The 18,186-nt window shown below is 35.5% G+C and carries 7 protein-coding genes and 3 pseudogenes; 2 read left to right on the forward strand and 8 right to left on the reverse strand.

Annotated features, from left to right (window positions below):
- Nucleotides 1–14: 14 nt before the first annotated feature.
- The 4 genes from ACM1ND_RS24125 to ACM1ND_RS24140 all read right to left on the reverse strand — a co-directional run bounded on the left by ACM1ND_RS24125 (nucleotide 15) and on the right by ACM1ND_RS24140 (nucleotide 6,164).
- Complete coding sequence (locus tag ACM1ND_RS24125; protein WP_418026660.1) at nucleotides 15–989, reverse strand: glycosyltransferase; 975 nt, start codon at nucleotides 987–989, stop codon at nucleotides 15–17.
- Complete coding sequence (locus tag ACM1ND_RS24130) at nucleotides 986–2,098, reverse strand: FAD-dependent oxidoreductase (RefSeq protein WP_418026662.1); 1,113 nt, start codon at nucleotides 2,096–2,098, stop codon at nucleotides 986–988. The genes ACM1ND_RS24125 and ACM1ND_RS24130 overlap by 4 nt, the downstream gene beginning before the upstream one ends.
- Before the next feature lie 47 nt (nucleotides 2,099–2,145).
- The gene (locus ACM1ND_RS24135; protein WP_025723444.1) at nucleotides 2,146–2,496 is read right to left on the reverse strand and encodes a hypothetical protein; all 351 of its coding nucleotides are present in this window, start codon (nucleotides 2,494–2,496) and stop codon (nucleotides 2,146–2,148) included.
- Between the two features lie 650 nt (nucleotides 2,497–3,146).
- Nucleotides 3,147–6,164, reverse strand: coding sequence for a hypothetical protein (locus tag ACM1ND_RS24140; protein WP_254348552.1), 3,018 nt, complete (start codon nucleotides 6,162–6,164; stop codon nucleotides 3,147–3,149).
- Nucleotides 6,165–6,485: 321 nt separating this feature from the next.
- Here ACM1ND_RS24140 and ACM1ND_RS24145 point away from each other — a divergent pair, with 321 nt between their 5' ends.
- Entirely contained in the window at nucleotides 6,486–6,728 is a 243-nt protein-coding gene (locus tag ACM1ND_RS24145) for a transposase (RefSeq protein ID WP_367995886.1), read from the forward strand.
- Between the two features lie 555 nt (nucleotides 6,729–7,283).
- Here ACM1ND_RS24145 and ACM1ND_RS24150 read toward each other — a convergent pair.
- Together ACM1ND_RS24150 and ACM1ND_RS24155 are read right to left on the reverse strand one after the other, a co-directional pair.
- Nucleotides 7,284–7,913, reverse strand: a pseudogene (locus tag ACM1ND_RS24150) (IS630 family transposase).
- A gap of 1,527 nt (nucleotides 7,914–9,440) precedes the next feature.
- Complete coding sequence (locus ACM1ND_RS24155; RefSeq protein ID WP_254348551.1) at nucleotides 9,441–11,255, reverse strand: DUF2142 domain-containing protein; 1,815 nt, start codon at nucleotides 11,253–11,255, stop codon at nucleotides 9,441–9,443.
- Between the two features lie 166 nt (nucleotides 11,256–11,421).
- Between ACM1ND_RS24155 and ACM1ND_RS24160 the strand changes: the two are divergent.
- Nucleotides 11,422–12,174, forward strand: a pseudogene (locus tag ACM1ND_RS24160) (IS5 family transposase).
- Nucleotides 12,175–12,507: 333 nt separating this feature from the next.
- Here the strand turns inward: ACM1ND_RS24160 and ACM1ND_RS24165 are convergent.
- Nucleotides 12,508–12,795, reverse strand: a pseudogene (locus tag ACM1ND_RS24165) (transposase); the annotation flags it as partial.
- 439 nt (nucleotides 12,796–13,234) lie between these two features.
- Entirely contained in the window at nucleotides 13,235–18,175 is a 4,941-nt protein-coding gene (locus ACM1ND_RS24170; protein WP_418026664.1) for a glycosyltransferase, read from the reverse strand.
- Nucleotides 18,176–18,186 lie beyond the last annotated feature (11 nt).

The following is an 18,186-nucleotide window of genomic DNA, read 5'->3' on the forward strand; positions in this document are numbered from 1 at the left end:
CACTCTCTCCTTCCTTATTGACCAGAAGCACTCTCTTTTTCTTTAATTAATTCTAGTCTAGGCTTTTTCTCTTTATACATTTCTACAGACTTGGTACTGTAAAAAGGACGATTTTGGATTTCAATTAATATACGCGAAGTGTACTCCCCAATAATTCCACCAATAAAAAACAAACCAGCAAAACCAAGAGAGATTAAAATCATAAGTGTAGTCCAACCTTGTACTACTGACTGATTAAAAAAATAATTATATAAAGCGTACCCCCCCATGAACAAGGAAAACAGGAAAAACACACCTGTAAGAAGATGAGCTGCTCTTAATCCAAAATGAGAAAAGGAGACCAATGCATCTACAGCTAATGAAATATTCTCCCGATTTACTTTCCTACCCGTCAGTCTATTTACGGCCTGGTAGTTAATCAAAGTTTTAGAATAACCTGTAAGCTCATAAAGCGCTTTTCTATACCTTACTTTTTCCTTCAAATTTAGCATAGCGTTTAAAGCACGACGCGTTACTAAGCGTGCTGTCTCTGTAGAAAGAGATAAATTCAAGTAAGACACCCTATTCAGTATTCTATAAAACATTCGAGATTTCCAGCCAGCTTGTCCAGAGGTAGCAGCGACTATATCAAACCCTTTTCCGGTTGCCGTTTTAAACATCTCGTAGAGCAGGTCCAAATTAAAATCAATAAATAAAGACTCAATTTCAAACACAAAGTCACCCATTGATTTATTAAGTCCGGCCATCATGGCATGCTCAACACCATGTTTTCTGGACAGATTAATAATCGTAGTGTCCCCATAAATATTTTCCATAGCACTATGTGCGTTCTCCAGCGTCTTATCTTGGCTAAAATCGTTAACCAGTATGATCTCATAGTGTTGAAAATATGTCATCATGGTGCGATCTAATTCAGTTAATGCCTGCACAATTTCGTGCTCATTATTGTGCGCATACAGAACAGTAGAGACAAAAACCTGCTCTTTCATAGCACTTCCTCCAAATCATAGATGGTGTTAAACTTTCCAGAAAAAACAGATACAAATCTCGGGTTTTCTGAAAATTCCTTAATAACGGTAGGTCGAGAATCATCAAGTTCTGAAGCACTAATCAATGCTTTTACAGCAAATAGAGATTTTTTGTAGGTTATTTGAATTTCAGGATTAAGATACTTTTTAGCCAACTGGCTCATTCTTGTCCAAGCTGTGTAAGGTCTAACCGAACAAGTGTTACAATTACTTAATTGTCTTACATTACAAGCATCATTGTATTTCTGACAAGAGAATTCAGGTAAAGCGTTAAAAGACGACTCATGCGGAGTATGTCCAACAGATGTAAGAGAATGATACCCACTTTCTCCAAAAGGCATCAAAGAAAAAAAGGGCCCATCCATTACAGTAATACCTACATTTTGAACGTTTTCGGTTACTTCCGTCATAATCACTTCACATATTTCATATTTTGTTGAGAATAACTCATAGTCAAACTTACGTAAAATCTGGTTAATACTCGCATAGGTTGCATTAAGTATGTTGGTAGCTGTACAATCAGATCCATCAGTGAAACGAAGTACATAGCGTTCCTCTTCAATGCTCACTTTATCAATTAGTTGATTGAAAAACAGCGACACATTTTTAAAACCCTGTAACTTCTCCATATACCAATTACGAATTAAATTAGCATCATAGCTATATTCCATCGTTTCGAATGCTGCTTCCACTGCCCCTGGATTAAAATACACCCTGCTGTTAACCTCTACCGCAGGTACTTCAACATAATCGCAGAAATGTTGAAACTGCTCAGCATTTGTTAAGGAATCATTCGCCGAAATCGCATATATTTTCTTAAATCTATCGTTTATAGCAAAAGAAAAATCACGGACAAAACGTTCGTAATAATGAGCAGATTTTGCAGCAGTAGAAACACTTCTTGGGTAATGATACCCGTTGTGAACTCTCGCTTGGTTAATAAAACTCGCACGTTGTAAAGGTTTGTCATCAAATTCAATTACAGCTATTTTCAAATCTTTTTTTGCTAATAAGTGAGCAGCATATAGACCGTATATTCCAGCGCCAAAGATAACATAATCGTAATTCAAAAAAGTCATTCCCCTTTTGTTAGTGCCACTTTTTTGTATATTCTTAGCTAATAAAAAATAATAACAGTTCCAACAATCAGCAAGATAATACCCACAAGTTTGAAAACAGTTATCGGTTCGTGAAATATCAAAACAGACACCGCAACAATACCTAGTGTAGTCAATGCCTGCGATACTGGCGAAATTCTCCCCAATTCCCCCCGAGACAAAGCAAAAATGTAGAATACAAAGCTAACGCCATATAAAATTGCACCGAACCATATGTAAGGTGAGGTAGACAACTTTATAAGTGACTGCAAGCTAATTCCTGTAAAATTCAATACATTTATTCCATGCTTTAAAGTGATTTGAGCGACAATGTTAAAAAGCATTGCTAAAAAAAGCAACAATAATAGCATTATAATCCCCTAACAGTTTATTTATTGTTTATTCTATCACTTGTAAAAAAAATTTGCATTATGAAGAATTATGTCAAACTAATAGTTCTCCACCTATCAATATCCAAACAAAAAAATGAAAAGACCTAACTATTTCACAGTAAATGAAATTTGAAACATCAATTCTTGTATGTCTTTTTCTTTAAGACTAAGTTGAATCCAAGGTCCGTTAATAGAAAAACTCAAAATATGATACTTATTTCCTTGTAGATTAATTAAATTTATTTTTTTTAATATCTCATTAGTTTCTATATTTTCTCAAGTGAAATTGTTGAGTTATGACGATGAATTCCTGAATGCCAGTTACAATCGGTAAAATTTTCTGTCGTAATATTTAAATCTTGAAAAGATATAGTTAAATTAAAAATGGAGTTTTCATTTTCTTTCACCTTAATTTCATAAAACCAGATTTTTTTATTATTTGTTATCTTTTTTATCAGTAGTAAGCATAAAATGGCTATCAAAATCGAACAAATAAAATGAATTATTAAATTAAAATACATCAAGTTTATGATAGCTGTGCTAAGCCCAAACAAACTAAAAAACAGATAAGGAACGATAAAACCAAGTTGAGGAAAAGAAGCATAAGATAATTTCAACTTCTATCTAAGTCAACTTACTAGCTTAATCAATTTAATAGAATTAATTTTAACTTTTACATTGGCTTTATCTCCAAAGTCGAATCTTAGCTCATTGTGGTTATTTCTAAGCCAGTCCGGAGCTGAACCTAAGGGTATTAATAATTGTCCACTAACCATATTGAATAAGAACGAATGATCTTCATTATATTTCTCGCTTTTTCTATTACTACTATTCCAATAAATTTGGCCTTGAAATGGTTCCCGAGATCCCATAATGTTGAGGTCAATTAATAAAAAGTCAGCATCTTTTCCTTTGACAGGAAGATCAAGTTTATAACTCACATATGGATCATTACCGTTGCTCACTATACTCCCATCCGCTTCTTTGACAACCTCATTAGATCCAGACAATGACATATTGCCCGGTACAGACTGAAATCGCTCCTTCATCTCTTTAAAGTTTCTCCCCCAAGCACCGGGTAACGATTGTAAATCCTTTTGATGGAAAACTGCTCTTAATTCATTCTCGCTAGCATCAGCTGTACCTTTATAAGCTTTAGTCTCCAACATTCTCTGCTTGCTCACCAAAAATTGAAGAGAATTATATTGATAATATACGTAGTCTCTTTCTAAAAACCACTTATATAATCTGTAAGCACGTATTGATACGGGTCCTCCATCATGCCTGATCGCCGGACCAATAAAAACTAATGGCGGTGCTTCTTTATCAAGATTTTTTATCATTTTTTCTTGTATCTCTTCATTGGCAGCAAGATAATCAGCAGAATAGAAAGTAGGAACTTTTTTGTTAGTTATCACATAAAAAAGTGTCCGATTTGTTAAATCTGCATAAGTCTCTCCTTTTTTTAATATTTTTGAGAGCACTGTTTTAAAATCCAACATCTCTTTCCATCTTTCCTTAGCAATAAATCCCTCACCAACATCAGGAATTCCCTGCTTTGCACTATTTACAAAAATAGCATTATCTGGCACAACCATTGGTTGTATTAGTTTTTCTGTAATTCTAAAAGCCTGCTGCTGTCCGAAAGTTGCCACAGAACCTAACAATATTGAAAATATGATTAAATATATATGATGAACTACACCATTAAACTTATTTTTAAGAAAAAAGACATACAGAGCTGGTATTAAAAAAGCAAAGCATATAAAAGTAATTGATCCGGAGCGATGCATTGAACCAGAATCTAAGCGACCTAGGCTATATCCGGTAATTAATATTAAGAATATAATCGATACAATACAATATAAAATCATGAGGTGAGTTTGCTTTTCTTTATTGAAAGACACTGCTTTTTTCACATTAAAAATCATTAATCCCACAAAAAGAAACAGAGTAAATACCCATCCTCCAATTCTAATGGATTCCCAAAGCAGTCTATTGAGTTTATCGTAAGGAAAGGGTCTAGGAAACCATTCTGGAGAAGTTTGAGATTCAGAAAAAAGACTTATCCCGTATGCAAGGGTATTAGCGGAAGCATTATCAAGAATAAATTGAACAGTTCCCAATAATGTTGGGAACAACATTACTAAAATACAAAGTTGAATTACCAATAAGCTGCAGAATAATAATTTATGTTTAAAAAAAACCTTACTCCATAACTTAAGTTTTATCGTCCTATATAACATCACACCAAATAGAGGTAAAAAGGCCAATGTCAAAGTTGCACCCATGGATGGATTATATAAGCAATGAATTAAAGACATCCAAACATAAAAAACAACCCACTTTACAGGATTATACAGCGTCTTTTTGTGAAAAAGAATTAGCACATAAGGAACAATTAAATAAGTTCTGTTCATGCCCTCCGTTTCATATAATATTGGCAAAGAAAATATGATGAATAAAAAAGCCCATTTTGAACCATATAATTTTTTTATAAGCAACACTACCAAGGCACCTATAATTATAGGAAATGCAGCAAACGTATAGTTGATACTTGATAGGTTTCCATTATAAATATAATGATTAACAAGACTATACATTGGGCCCATTATTCCCTGTATTGACATTACATCTACGTTAAGTCTCATTCCATAATTCAACATTTGTTGTAAGGGCATGAAAATTTCCCCTAAATGGAAATCATCCAAAACAAATCCACTATAAACAGGAGTTGAATACAACATAATGATGGTTAAAGGTATTAATGAAGGCCAGAATATGTAATTCCACACATTGCTAACTTCACTTTTTCTATGTTTTAAAATCAATAGGAACGTGTAAATAAACAGTATAACAGCTATAGAAGCCATAATAGCTAATGTATAATTATTTCTATGCAATTCAATTTTACTCCCCGTCTGATATACACCAAACACTAATACCAATGTTATAAATGGAAGGATTAATTGAGATAAATACATTAAATTCTTAGTCAGAGCGGTTAGTACGCGCTCTTTATAAAAGTAAATTACAACTTGAGTCATCCAAACTAACAGGGTTAGAACTTCCAGCAAAAACTGTTCTAATTTGTCAGAAAAATTCGGGTTAACAAAACTAAAAATGAAAAGTATCGTTATAATTGCGAAATAAGTAAACGTAAGAGATACAATAAGACTTGTAAAGACTTGCTCTTTATCTATGGAATTTGTTTTTTTGCATTCAACAACAAAATAGGTAATAAACATCAAAATAGAGATATAAATAAAAGAACTATTCCCACTAAAAAAATAAAAACTGACCGCGTAGAACAAGAAAAAAAAGCAGACCAATAAATTTTTCGACACGAAAAGTCCTGCTGGATTCATCTGTATTTCCGCTATATTTTTTTTATTCACAAAATATATTAAAGGAATTAAAAACAAACAGAAGCAGAAAATAAAGAAGTATATTATTGAGTAATCCAAACTCTTGAATTGATCAGACCATACGATATTTCCAGCAATGATGTCATGATAGACTTGTTTACCGTTAGCATAAATCTTCAAAAAAGCCATCGTTGAAACTAGAGATAAAAGTACAGCAAGCACACTTGATACTAAAAGGTGCATTGAGGATTTAGGAAGAAACAACTTCAAATTGCTCATGCTCTCAGGCTCCCTCTTGTTCTTCTAGAGTAATTTTAAGACTCGATACTGAAACCGATTCTCCACAAAAACTAAGGAAATAAACGGAAAATTATTCACTAATATTGCCGATATTACCAGAAAAAAATGAAGAATAGACAGATGCCTACTCATTATTTCAACGCAAGCTTGGCTTGCCAGAACTAAACGTAATTCGAATCCTACACATCGATACGGATCAAATTGATATTCATGCCGAACCGTTTGTCGGTCCCAAACAGCGCTGCAGTTTCCATTTTGGCTCCCATGCCGTAGAGCAAACGCTGGGTCTACAACAGCGGTATTCACTATTTTAAAAGCGAAACACTACTGGATGTATTACCCAGACGAAAACTGAAGGCCCTGCTGCACTCCTATGCTCAACAACATTCGACCTTTCTGTTCAAAAACCCCAGAAAGGTGGTCATGGATTTAGCTCGAGCCTGCCACACCTGGATCAGCGATTACTTTCCTTGCGTCCTGCGAGTTGCGGATCGATTCATGTTCACGGATATATCATCGACAGCATGCAGGACGTCCGTATAACTGTAGAGCTAATCTTGTCTCCACGGGCAAGGACAACCTGAAAGCCCACTATCATTTACTGAATCCACCGTCAGACAACTTAGATGCCAAAAGACTCGACATCTTACTGAACTCCCCCCCCCTACTTCGTAGTGTATGGGAATGGAAAGAGGCCTTTTCGACCTGACATGGCTGCTCTCCAAGCTATGTGGTAGCTAGACTGAGCTTCACGCAGTGTTGTGAGCAAAGGCGAGAATATCCAACATGATCCAGTACGTCGAATTCTTCAAACCCTGCGAAACTGAGAACAAGAAATGGTGGACTATCATTACTGCAACTGGACGAATTCTGCTGTAGAAGGTCGATATAATTGCATAAGGCTTTTCAAACCGTCACTATTTTACAAATAATCGAAATCAATATAAGGCAGGGATTTTAATGTGTGCAATCGCCCTCAGCTTTTCAACTAAATGCACAATAAAAAATACGAACAGGCCAGACAAATTATAAGCGGATTGTCAGACTAAGTGCAACAATTCTTCTGTAAAAGATTCGTTATACAAACTGCAATTAAGATTATAACCTGACCAGCAAGCGATCGATCGTTTTCATCGAATGCTTGTTGATTCGCTTCGTAAATTGGTCCACTTGAAGCTTAATATTATAGAATTCATCAAAAAAGACATTATTGACCACATCTGCTTTAAGCCACAGCCATAGTCCTTCAACCGGATTCAGATTAGGGCTGTGTGGCGGCAGAAAGACCAAATGCAGACGCGAATCCTCCTTCAAAAAAGGCGACAATCCCGTGGCATGATGAATTCGGATGTTGTCCAAAATCAGGGCGATTTTTCCGTTCGGGTACGCCGACAAAAGATCCTAGAGGAACCGAATATAGGCGGCCACATCGGCCTTTTCTTCTTCACGGTGGTGCACCTGTCCTGTTTCATAATTAATCGCTCCGAACAACTTGGCTCCTTCGTGCTTGCCATACGTTGGCACTTTGCGTTGCTTCCCGCGTAGAAACCAGTTATATTGCAAAGCTTGGTAGGAGCGAATCGTCGATTCGTCTTCAAACAACAAATGATCGATGTCTTCGTCTTCAACCTGCCTCTTGAACTGTACGGAGGTGTCCTTGCTGAATGCTTGGGCATCCTCATCGGCTTTAGGAAGTATATCGGTCGCTTTGGTGAAGCTGAAGTTCATTCGTTTAGCATCGCGCTGATTTTGCGTACGCTCATCGTGATGCTAAACTCGCGCTTGATCCACTCTGCCACCAGCGGGAGCGTCCGCTTCAAAGCCCACACCGATCGGTTGCTGCTGGTGCTCCTTGAGCTTCGTCTGTTGTCTGGGGGAGTGATCCATTTCCAGCCCAGCAAGACCATGCTCTTGGTAGTCCTGCCGATAGATGCCGATGGTTTGGCTAACGCAGCCTCGCAGATCGCCACAAACGAATGACCTTCCAGACTAAGACGGACGACCAGGTACCTTTCGTAAAGGCGTTTATATGATATTTCTTTCATGGCTGTATTCAATCGCTCGATTTTTCATTTTCATGTTCATTGCCACTTTGGGTTGAGTTACCATTCATTACCCCATTTTCCGATCCGAGTGAAATAGTTAGTTCAGTTAGTACGCTATATATAGAGTTTTCCATCCTAGACATTTGCGAGGACGATTGTTTATGAAGTGGAGGGCAAGTCCAAGTTTCTCATCCGTGAACAGCACAGTTTCCAATATCCAGTGACCCAATGTCTCCCGGGATCAGACTTCTTTCAGACCCTACTCAAAGCTATCTGTGATTCGCTCAGGAGACTAGATGTTGTCAAGCTTTTTCTCGATCGCCGCAGTTCCATCTCCTCCTCGGCATACAAGCCTGACGGCTATACTGGGTTCCGCTCCATAGAGTTTTTGCTCAGTGTTCCGGCGGGTTTTCCGGCTGATGACGGTATGTTGTTTTCTCAATTCATTTGCAATGGATGGGTTCGCACTCTTGCCCCATACTGATGCAGAATTTCTGCTTGTTACGTTTGATTATGCTAAGATGTGAATAACTCATGATCTGATTCTCCTTGTAGGAGTGGTGTGCTAACTTCATTCTACACGAATCAAGCCACATGTCCCTTTTAATGTTTTCCAGCAGGTATCCCAATTCATATTTCAATCTGTTTAAAAATAAAAAAAGATATCCATCTTGCCCACTACCGAAAATTCAAATAACAAATTGTTGAACAGGAAATGTATGGATATACATACCGTAAGTAAAATCTCCATACTTGAAAAAAGCATCACACTCTACGTCACCAAAATATGTTAGATTCCCCCAGTTATTTGAGATACCATCTACCTGCTAGGGCACACCTCAGAGTAACGCCACCGTGTTGTGATTTTTCGGGACTTTAAAGATAGAAAAAACTAAGTTGTTATGGACTTAGATACAAGTCAGCTGGACCAATAGCACAATGTACAAGGCTCGGTGGCAGATTGATAGGTTTCCCGCCGGATTAAACAGCATCTTAATATTCCTGCGTTGTTTGGTACAACAGAAAATGCGGTCTATGGATAACTGTAATCTGCTTTAATAGTCTGTATCCTGCTCCAATGAATGCTTAACGCTGCCCAGACCACGTGGCCCAGGCATACCACACTTTCCTTTGCACAAATTTTTCGTCTATTCATTCTTCAAAAAGCACCGGGCCATTTTCCAAATAATATAAAATTTGAAGGTAAATTTTAATATATGAGTCTAAATACTAAATCTTCAGCTCTTAAATTATTATTAATAAAAAGATCTCCTTCACTATATATACCTGGCTCGCTTAATTGTAACGTGATAGGAGTCAGTACCTTATCAGACAAAGGTATTATTGTAAAAGAGTATTCTTTGCCTTTAGCATCAATAACTTTGTCAAAATACACGTTATAGAACCTATTATCCAACAACCCAACCGTATTAATTTTACTTTTCCTAATAATTTTTTGTGTGTTTTGATCATATAATATAAATTCATAATCCGTAATTATTTTCTGACCAAACGTTGAAATAAATATACTGACTCCCTTTAATGAATCTTTATTACTTATAAAAGATTGATTAACTTTCGTATCTTTTTGAATGCCACCTGCTATATAATTATTATTAAAAGGTACTAGAAGGTTATATTTGGGACCAAAATAATAATATCTGACTGTTAAAAAATAGCTTGATATTAATAATATTGACATTATAAATATAATTAAAACTAACTTTCTTAATCTATATATAACAGGAAACAATAAATGCATTGAGTAAAAAAATGATAAGGCTAAAGGAATATAATATCTACCTTGAACTCCATGTATTATTTGATTAGTAGGCTGTGGCCAATTAAGATACAACGAGAGCCCAATTAAAATATTCCCTATAAATAATGGTGAAAAAGATACTATGAAATTAAAAATCTCTGACTTTATAGTTATATCCTTTTTAAAATCGCCTTCTTGGATGGCTACTACAAAAAGAACAACGAAATAAAAAATCGTCAAAATCAGCGGCAAGGGAGTATCCAGCCACCCAAAAACCCCAAAAAACTGACTATAAAGAGTATCGTTTCTAAAAGTACTTAAGGATAACAGTTTTATAAAAGATAAAGGATCTGCTATTATATTATTTATTTGATTAACTGGCTCAACAGGAAAATTCATCTTGACCATCCTCGTAAATCCAACCCATATTACGCTAAAAGCAAAGCTTCCTAATATTACAGAAGAATTGAATAGAAAATACCTCCTCCACGTACTATATTTATCGCGTGGAATAAGTAATACTAGTAGTGCTAAAGGAAAATATGTTATTTTAGATACGCCAATGATGCACGCAAGAGTAATTAGTATAGATAAATCTTTCCCTCTTATAATTTCGTTATAAGAATATTTAATCTTCATAATATATGCCATAAAAATAAAAGATACAGCTATAGTAATAGCATCCGGACTTAAAGATACACTTTGATGCAAAGTCATTGGCATTAGGGCTAGAAGCATAAGCAGTACTTTTAATTTTGGTATTATCTTAATTGCATGATAAGTTATTGCAACAAAAAAGACGAAATTGAATAATCTGCCTAGATAGAATAGCACGATCCAAGGCCCACCTAGTAACTTTCCAATTAAGATTCCTAAAGTCTGTGGAATATACGGAACAGGACTGTATACGCAAGAATTCACGTATTCTTGAAAAGAACTATTTTTGTTGGGAAACAAATCGTACGAATCATACACATCCCGTGGATTTTGTTTAACATCGTAATTAAATCTAATTTGATTACTTTTTAGTGTATTGGTGAATTCCAATAAATTTGACGGCAAAAAAGAACCAGCATTACTTCCTTTATAATTTTTGCACATTATTGTCCCCTCGGTTACACCATACGCTCTATAGAAATGTGAATTTTCATCTGGTGCTTGAAAAGGTGGAAGAATAAACAACCAAGCCAACCCTATTATTATAGATATACCCAAGAAAATGTGTTGCGTTTTACTTAAAAATAGCTTTTCTAAACTCCTCATCACAAAATCCTCCAAAACATAGAGTAAATAGCTAGTTTGAATCGATATCGCAAACTTAAATGCCTCTTTGCTACTCGTTATAAATAAAATAGGCTAGTTTGTCACCACTAAACTAGGGCGCGTCTTCAAACTGTTTAAATGGTAATACATAGTTTAAATATATTAGATGAATATGCGATACGAAATAAAAGAGACACGATGGCAGAGAGTCCAAGATTTATTTCCACCTGAACGAAAACCACAAGGAGGGCGTCCCGCATTGGACAAAAGAATTATGTTAAATGCGATGCTTTGGGTTGCACGTTCAGGCGCCCCATGGCGCGATCTACCGATCCACTTTCCCCATTAAAAATCCGTCTACACCCGCTTTCGGCGCTGGTAGAAATCGGGGATTTGGGATGGAGTGCTGAAGCATGTCTCTCTGGATGTTGACGAGGAAAGTGTCATGATTGATGCCACGATTGTGCGCGTTCACCAGCATGGATCGGGCGCAAAAGGGGCGAAGCCAGCAAGCGATCCGACGTTCCCGTGGTGGACTGAGCACCAAAATCCATGCAATAGTTGATGCGTTAGGAAATCCACTTCGTTTCGAATTAACGGGTGGTGAAGCTCATGACTCCGTTCAGGGCTATAAGCTTCTGCAAGCCATGAAATTAACGATGAAGCAAGTATTGGCCGATCGAGCGTATGATACCAATGCAATCCGAGCGCATCTAGATGAAAAACAGGCTATCTCGGTAATTCCAAGTAGGACAAATCGTCGAAAGATTCAATATTACGATCGAGTTGTCTATAGAGAACGTTATTTAGTTGAATGTTCTTCAACAAAGTGAAAAGTTATCGTCGTCTAGCGACTCGCTACGATAAATTAAAGTGTACGCTAGGGCGTGTATTCAAACCTAAGCAAGCCAGATCATAATCGACGCAAACGTCAAAAAAGACTTGAAGGTACATGTCAATTTATCAAGGCGAGTCGCTAGTCAACGGTAGTAATTGGTTTTGTTGAAAAAGCACTCCACTAAATTCCACTCTTTATAGTTTTCTTTGTCCCATTTCCGCTATACTCGATGGTTTTTTTGCTGGCAATCACTGGAGTCACCTCTTGCTCTTTCAAGAGTTGGAGAATACGGTTCGTGTCATATGCAGGTCAGCCAGAACTTGTTTTTGGTTAAATCCATGGACTTCAGCATTTCATAACCCATCACGGAGTCATGCCGTTGTCCAGCTGTCAACTCTAAACGTAACGAGTTGCCTAAAAGTGGTTGGTCTGCCTCGGGGCCTTCCTATGACCTGGATATACTACGCCCTTTTGCCCCAGTCCATGCTGATGAACGCAAACAATGGTCACATCAATCATCACACTTTCGAAGTCAGGTTCAATCGAAATAAGCTCCAAAATCCGATTCCAAATTCCAACGGTTTTCCAGTGGCGGAACCGGGTGTTCACCGAGGACCAAGAAGGATAATAGCCTGTCATGTCGCGCCATGTCGCTCCAGTCCGGGCGACCCACAACATCGCTTTGAGCATCACACGATTGTCCGTTCCAGTTTGACCTTCTTATTTTTTTCATTCTGGTGGCACCACGTCTTTAATCCTTTCCCACTAGATCATCTTGGTATCGTTGCTTCATACTTTTTGATTTACCACGAATTAACTTTATTTTGTAGCTTGAACATACATCGCAGAAGAATGTATCCAATCCACTCCTAAACCTAGCAATTATATTTCCCTTAGCTAACGTTCTGTTAAAGACTTGTTTAATAACATATCTCCTCGGACTCCATAAGTAAAAAGCTGATCCTGTCTCCATTGACTAAATCAGCTTTTTACTCGCTATAAATACGTACTGAATTACTTTTATATAGATTTTTATAAATTATTCAAAAATTAATGACCATATTTAGGAGCAAAATTGTTATTTTATAGACAACGTGGAGGTCACGGCCACTACAATTCATCTATTTTTATTATAAAAAAATTATTGAACTCTCACCCCTTCAAATAACTCTTCAACAGCGTTATTTCCGGTATTAAGTGTCACATGATCACTTAATACTTTTTCATTAGCATTTCGCCCAACAAGGAATCGAAGTTTCTCGCTCTCAATCAAAGAAGTCAAAGCTTCTTGCCATTCCCTTTCATCAGAACAGAGATACCCAGTAACTTCATTTTCAATTATAAGCTTTAGCTCGCTATTTCTACTTGCTACAGTGGGAACATTCACTAAGGCTGCTTCCATCCACTTATTTTCCGACTTGCACGCATGAAAGAAGGTATCTTCCAATGGCATTAAATTAATATCTACAGAAGCAACAAGCTCAGGGAGCTTTCTCCAATCAACAAAATCAAAGTGAGTAATTCTATCTTTATATTTTTCAAATCTCTGATTGAGTTGTAAACAGCCCCCTATTCTCAGAAATACGTTATCGTATTTCTCCAGGACGTTTATTACAACTTCACTGATAACTTCGAAATCTCCATCATGTGTTTTAGACCCACTAAAATAACCAATAGAAATTTCATTTTTATTTTTCATTTTTATATTCTTAGCTTTTGCGGAGATTGCCACCATTTCCATACTGGCAACATTTCGATTTATAAACACCGGCTTGTCTTGGAATGATTCTTCAATAGCTTTTGCCATGTTATTTGTAGAAGTAAAGAAACCATCACACATATTCATGCAGTTAAATATCTTTTTAGAATAATTTTCGAAATCGGAATAGTCATCTCCGGATAAAAACTCCAAATCTTTAATATTCTCAAAACTAAAAATATAATCATCAATGTCATAGAATACCTTTATAGATGAGTTTTTCGCATCTTTAATCATTTTAGAAAGAGTTGGAGTAAGGGTACATCTATAAAGAACTATTGCATTGTAGGATTTAATATCATACAGATCAATGTCCTTTGTTTCAATAAAATCCGATTCGACACCTTGGATAATCAACTGTTCTATAAAGTGCTCAACTCGATAACGTGATGAAAAAGAAAGGTATTCAGCAACAAAGAGCACTCTTTTCTGCTCAAGCGAATCCTGCATAAGAGGAACAACTTTATCAGAAAATTCCAATATTTCATCAAGTGCTACTTGTGCGTTCACCTCACTTATTACCAAGCCCTTTTCATACCTCTTTGCTCTCTCAGCCGGAGCCCCCAAATCAAACACTGCAATCGGTAACCCCATTTTCATAACTTCTTCTGATGTATATGAAAACGTTTCAGGCCAGATGGAAGAAATGAAAAATAAATCTATTTTATTTTGTAACACTAATCGAGGCAAAGATTCAGGATAGTACTTTCCCGTTTCAGTAAATTTAGAATGTTGAATTTCCCCCTCAGAAGAACCGATCAATGTAATCCGAACATCAAGTCCTTGAACCTCTATTAAATTCAACATTTTGCGAACAATATCGATACCTTTATGAAAGTTTAAAACACCTATTAGACCAATGTTTAGCGTAGTAGAGGTTCGACTACTCTTGCTAATCTTAGGCATGTACTTAACTTGATGAGGTATAATAGATAAACTATTTAAATCCCCATAAGTTCTTTGTAAAAGCTCAGCAGAGCTATTAGAGAACGCTATTATCTCATCACAATCTTGTAAAATGCTCCCCCATGCAATACGCCATTTACTCATAGTCTCATACTGTAAATAATTATTATATGGATTACTTAATGCGCAGCGCTCACATTTACTTGATTCAGGTATATCACAAAAACAACCTCTAACATCTAGTAAATTAACAGTAGGGCAAATAGAAAAATAATCATGTAGAAGCATAATTAATTTCGAGCCAAAACGTCTTTTAAATGTACTTATTTGTTCTAACGTTTGATATAAGTCAGGATACGTGACCAGTTCATTAATGTATATCGCTTCAACTCCTATAGCATCAAGAATTTGTTCAAGTTCAGAGAATTTTGAAAACCTGTAACTTATATTGATTTGTTTATAGTTAAATAACATTAAAAAGAAGTTACTATCTACATCATATTTTATTACTATTATTTTTTCATCGTTGTTATTTTTTTCCTTTTTTAAATTTTCTAAATATGCAGAAGCACCGCCACCTATGTTATGGTCTAAAAACACCAGTGGTTTTTTATTATCCAGAGTTGCAGATAGCTTCATTATTAAAAAATCTCGTGTGCTTCTAAGAGGGTCTAACTCAAAAAATGCCGCTACATCTGCATTATAATTCGGATGTTTCTTTGATAAAAGTTTTGCATTTTCTTCTATTAATCTTTGTTTCTCTTCACTCGGGAAACTTCCACCATGTTTGTGATAAACAAAAAGATTATCTACTATAACATTTCTATAGCCATTTTTTATAGCTCTTTGACACCAGTCATTTTCCTCACCATAACCTTTGGAAAAAGTTTCAGCATCTAAATTCCCAATATCACCAAGAGCATTTTTATTTATCCCCATGCAAAAACCAACACCCGTTGGCAATGTATGATAAACCGGTTTAATTAATCTAAATTCCTTATCAATATCATCACAATCCATATTTTCAAACAAACCGTTATCTTTCCCTATTAGAGGAAAACTACACAAAGTCCCGCTATTTGTGAAAGGTGTTGTAGTCGCTATTTTGTCTCCAAGAATAATTGGAGTCATTAGTCTCTCAAGCCAAAATTCAGGCAGTTCAATATCTGTGTTAAGTAATACAACATGGTTTTCAGTTAAACTTAACCCCTTATTCACTGTTTTAACAAAACCCAGATTAGTCAGATTTTCTATAAAGATAATTCGTGGATCCTGATCAGCCAAAATGCTCAAATATTCACTAACTCGTATATCTGTACTGTCATCATTTATAATAATTAAACGATATTTCATCTGAGTTTTTTTTATAGTTTGAAAAAGAGTATCAAAATAAGTGAACCCATTATATACAGGAACAATTAAATCAATTGTATGCTGATATATTTCGGCAGAAAAATCGAGAGAATTCACAGTATTATTCTCCAACCAATCAGGCAAATTAATAGATGGAACATTTGTACTAGTAACCGCACTGATTCTTGGTCGTTTTATTGCAGAGATAATTAAATCAAATCTTCCACTTCGTAAATAATTTAATAGTTTATGGACATTTTGTTTGTTAAGCCGTTTCTTAATAAAGGACAAATATTCAAATATATTAGATTGCACTTTCCCAATGAATATATGTTTTTTAGTCCCATCTAAAGTAAACTCTAAATACACCTTAAAAGAAGAAAAATTATCAATAGAAACGTTCGAATTAAAACCAGAGTAACGAGCACGCTCTATGTTATAAACTTCTTCGACGTCCTTCCTTTCTAATCCACTTATCAATTCTAGCCGATATTCTTTTTTTCCATGAATAATTTTCAAAAACATATCATCAATCTTATCGTTTTCTGAGAATACCCAACCTTTAATAGTTAAGATATTATTTTCAAATTCAAATAATTCAATAGCATTTCTTGTATCAGTTTCAGTTAATTTTTTAGTTTTTTTTTTGAATAAGTCCAAAACTAGTCGTAATGGTTTAGTCATTTTCCAAAAAAAGGCGGTATTAATACTATTATATGCGGCTTGTACATTATCATAGGCAGACCGAACCTGTAACAGTTCATTATTTAAGTCATCAATTTGACTGCTTATAAGTTGATGATAATCATTGTATTTTTTTTCAAATTTTTCGTTTTTCTCTGTAAGTCCTGATATTTTTTCATCTTTAGCTTCACTTACCTCTTTTAGTTCTTTGTCTTTTTGTAAAAGAGTCTCCTTTAGTTCTTTGTCTTTTTGTAAAACAGTCTCCTTTAATTCTTCTGCACTGCGTATTGAGATTTCATTCAGCAATCTTTCTTTATTTAGCAATTCTTTTTTTATCAAAGGAATTTCCTTTAACTTAGAAAGCAAAGTAAAATTCTCAATTTCTTCATATACTAAAATAGCAGCCTTAACTTCAATCCACTTTGTTGAATCTTTAAGTAATATAACATTTATCTGCGGGTCAAAGTTGTCAAAGACAACGTAATCCTCAACAATCACACCATTAATTGGATGAAACTCTAGAACTCCTTCTGATGAAATAACATTTATGTCCTTTAAAATACAAGCTTTATTTTCCACTGGGTCAAAGCGAACTGCTCTAGTATTTTGAGGTAGAACAATCTTCTGTCGAATCTCGTTATGAACTAAGCTTCCTATTAATTCAACACTTTCTTCTTCATTAAATCCTTTTCCAGTATCAAAAAATACTTTGCTAGTGAGAGATTTATTTTTTTCATCATATTGAATTTCATTGATTCTCATATTCATTTCATAATTAAATATTAAATCGGGGATGCTATTCTTTTTTCTTTCAAAAATCATAGCCCACGAACAAATGAAATCCATTGGTTGAACAAGATTGCGAAAGAACCCATTCTCCGCAAATTTTTTACTCCAGTATTCTCCTAATTGTACATTGACATGAGTTCGATCCTCAATATCATCTGGAGTAGAGGAAAATATTATCATATCTGTATATTCACACAAATTTTCAATGGCCTTCTCCCCTAAATCAGGAGACAAATGCTCCAAAACTTCCAAGGTGACTACTAAATCAAATTTCTGAGGGAAACTACTTGGTAGTGGTTCTTCTATAGAGTGCACGATGCAATAAGGTTTTATATCATCGTGAACATTACTTATGGCATACTGAGAAATATCAAAGCCATAAGCCTCAACTCCTCTTTTCCGTAAAGCTTCTACTAAATAACCCATTGCACAGCCTGCATCCAGTACTGTCTTAGGGTCGAATCTTCTAACAATTTCATCTGCAATTCTTGCAAAAAAAGGCTGCCAACGTTCACGATCTGTATAATTTCCACCGCCATTTTCCGCATAGAAATCATTGAAAAAATACCCGTTATAAATTGAATTCATCATGTATTCTCCTA

Origin of the sequence: Paenibacillus sp. JJ1722, from assembly GCF_048282685.1 — a bacterium.
Lineage (GTDB): Bacteria > Bacillota > Bacilli > Paenibacillales > Paenibacillaceae > Paenibacillus > Paenibacillus polymyxa_B.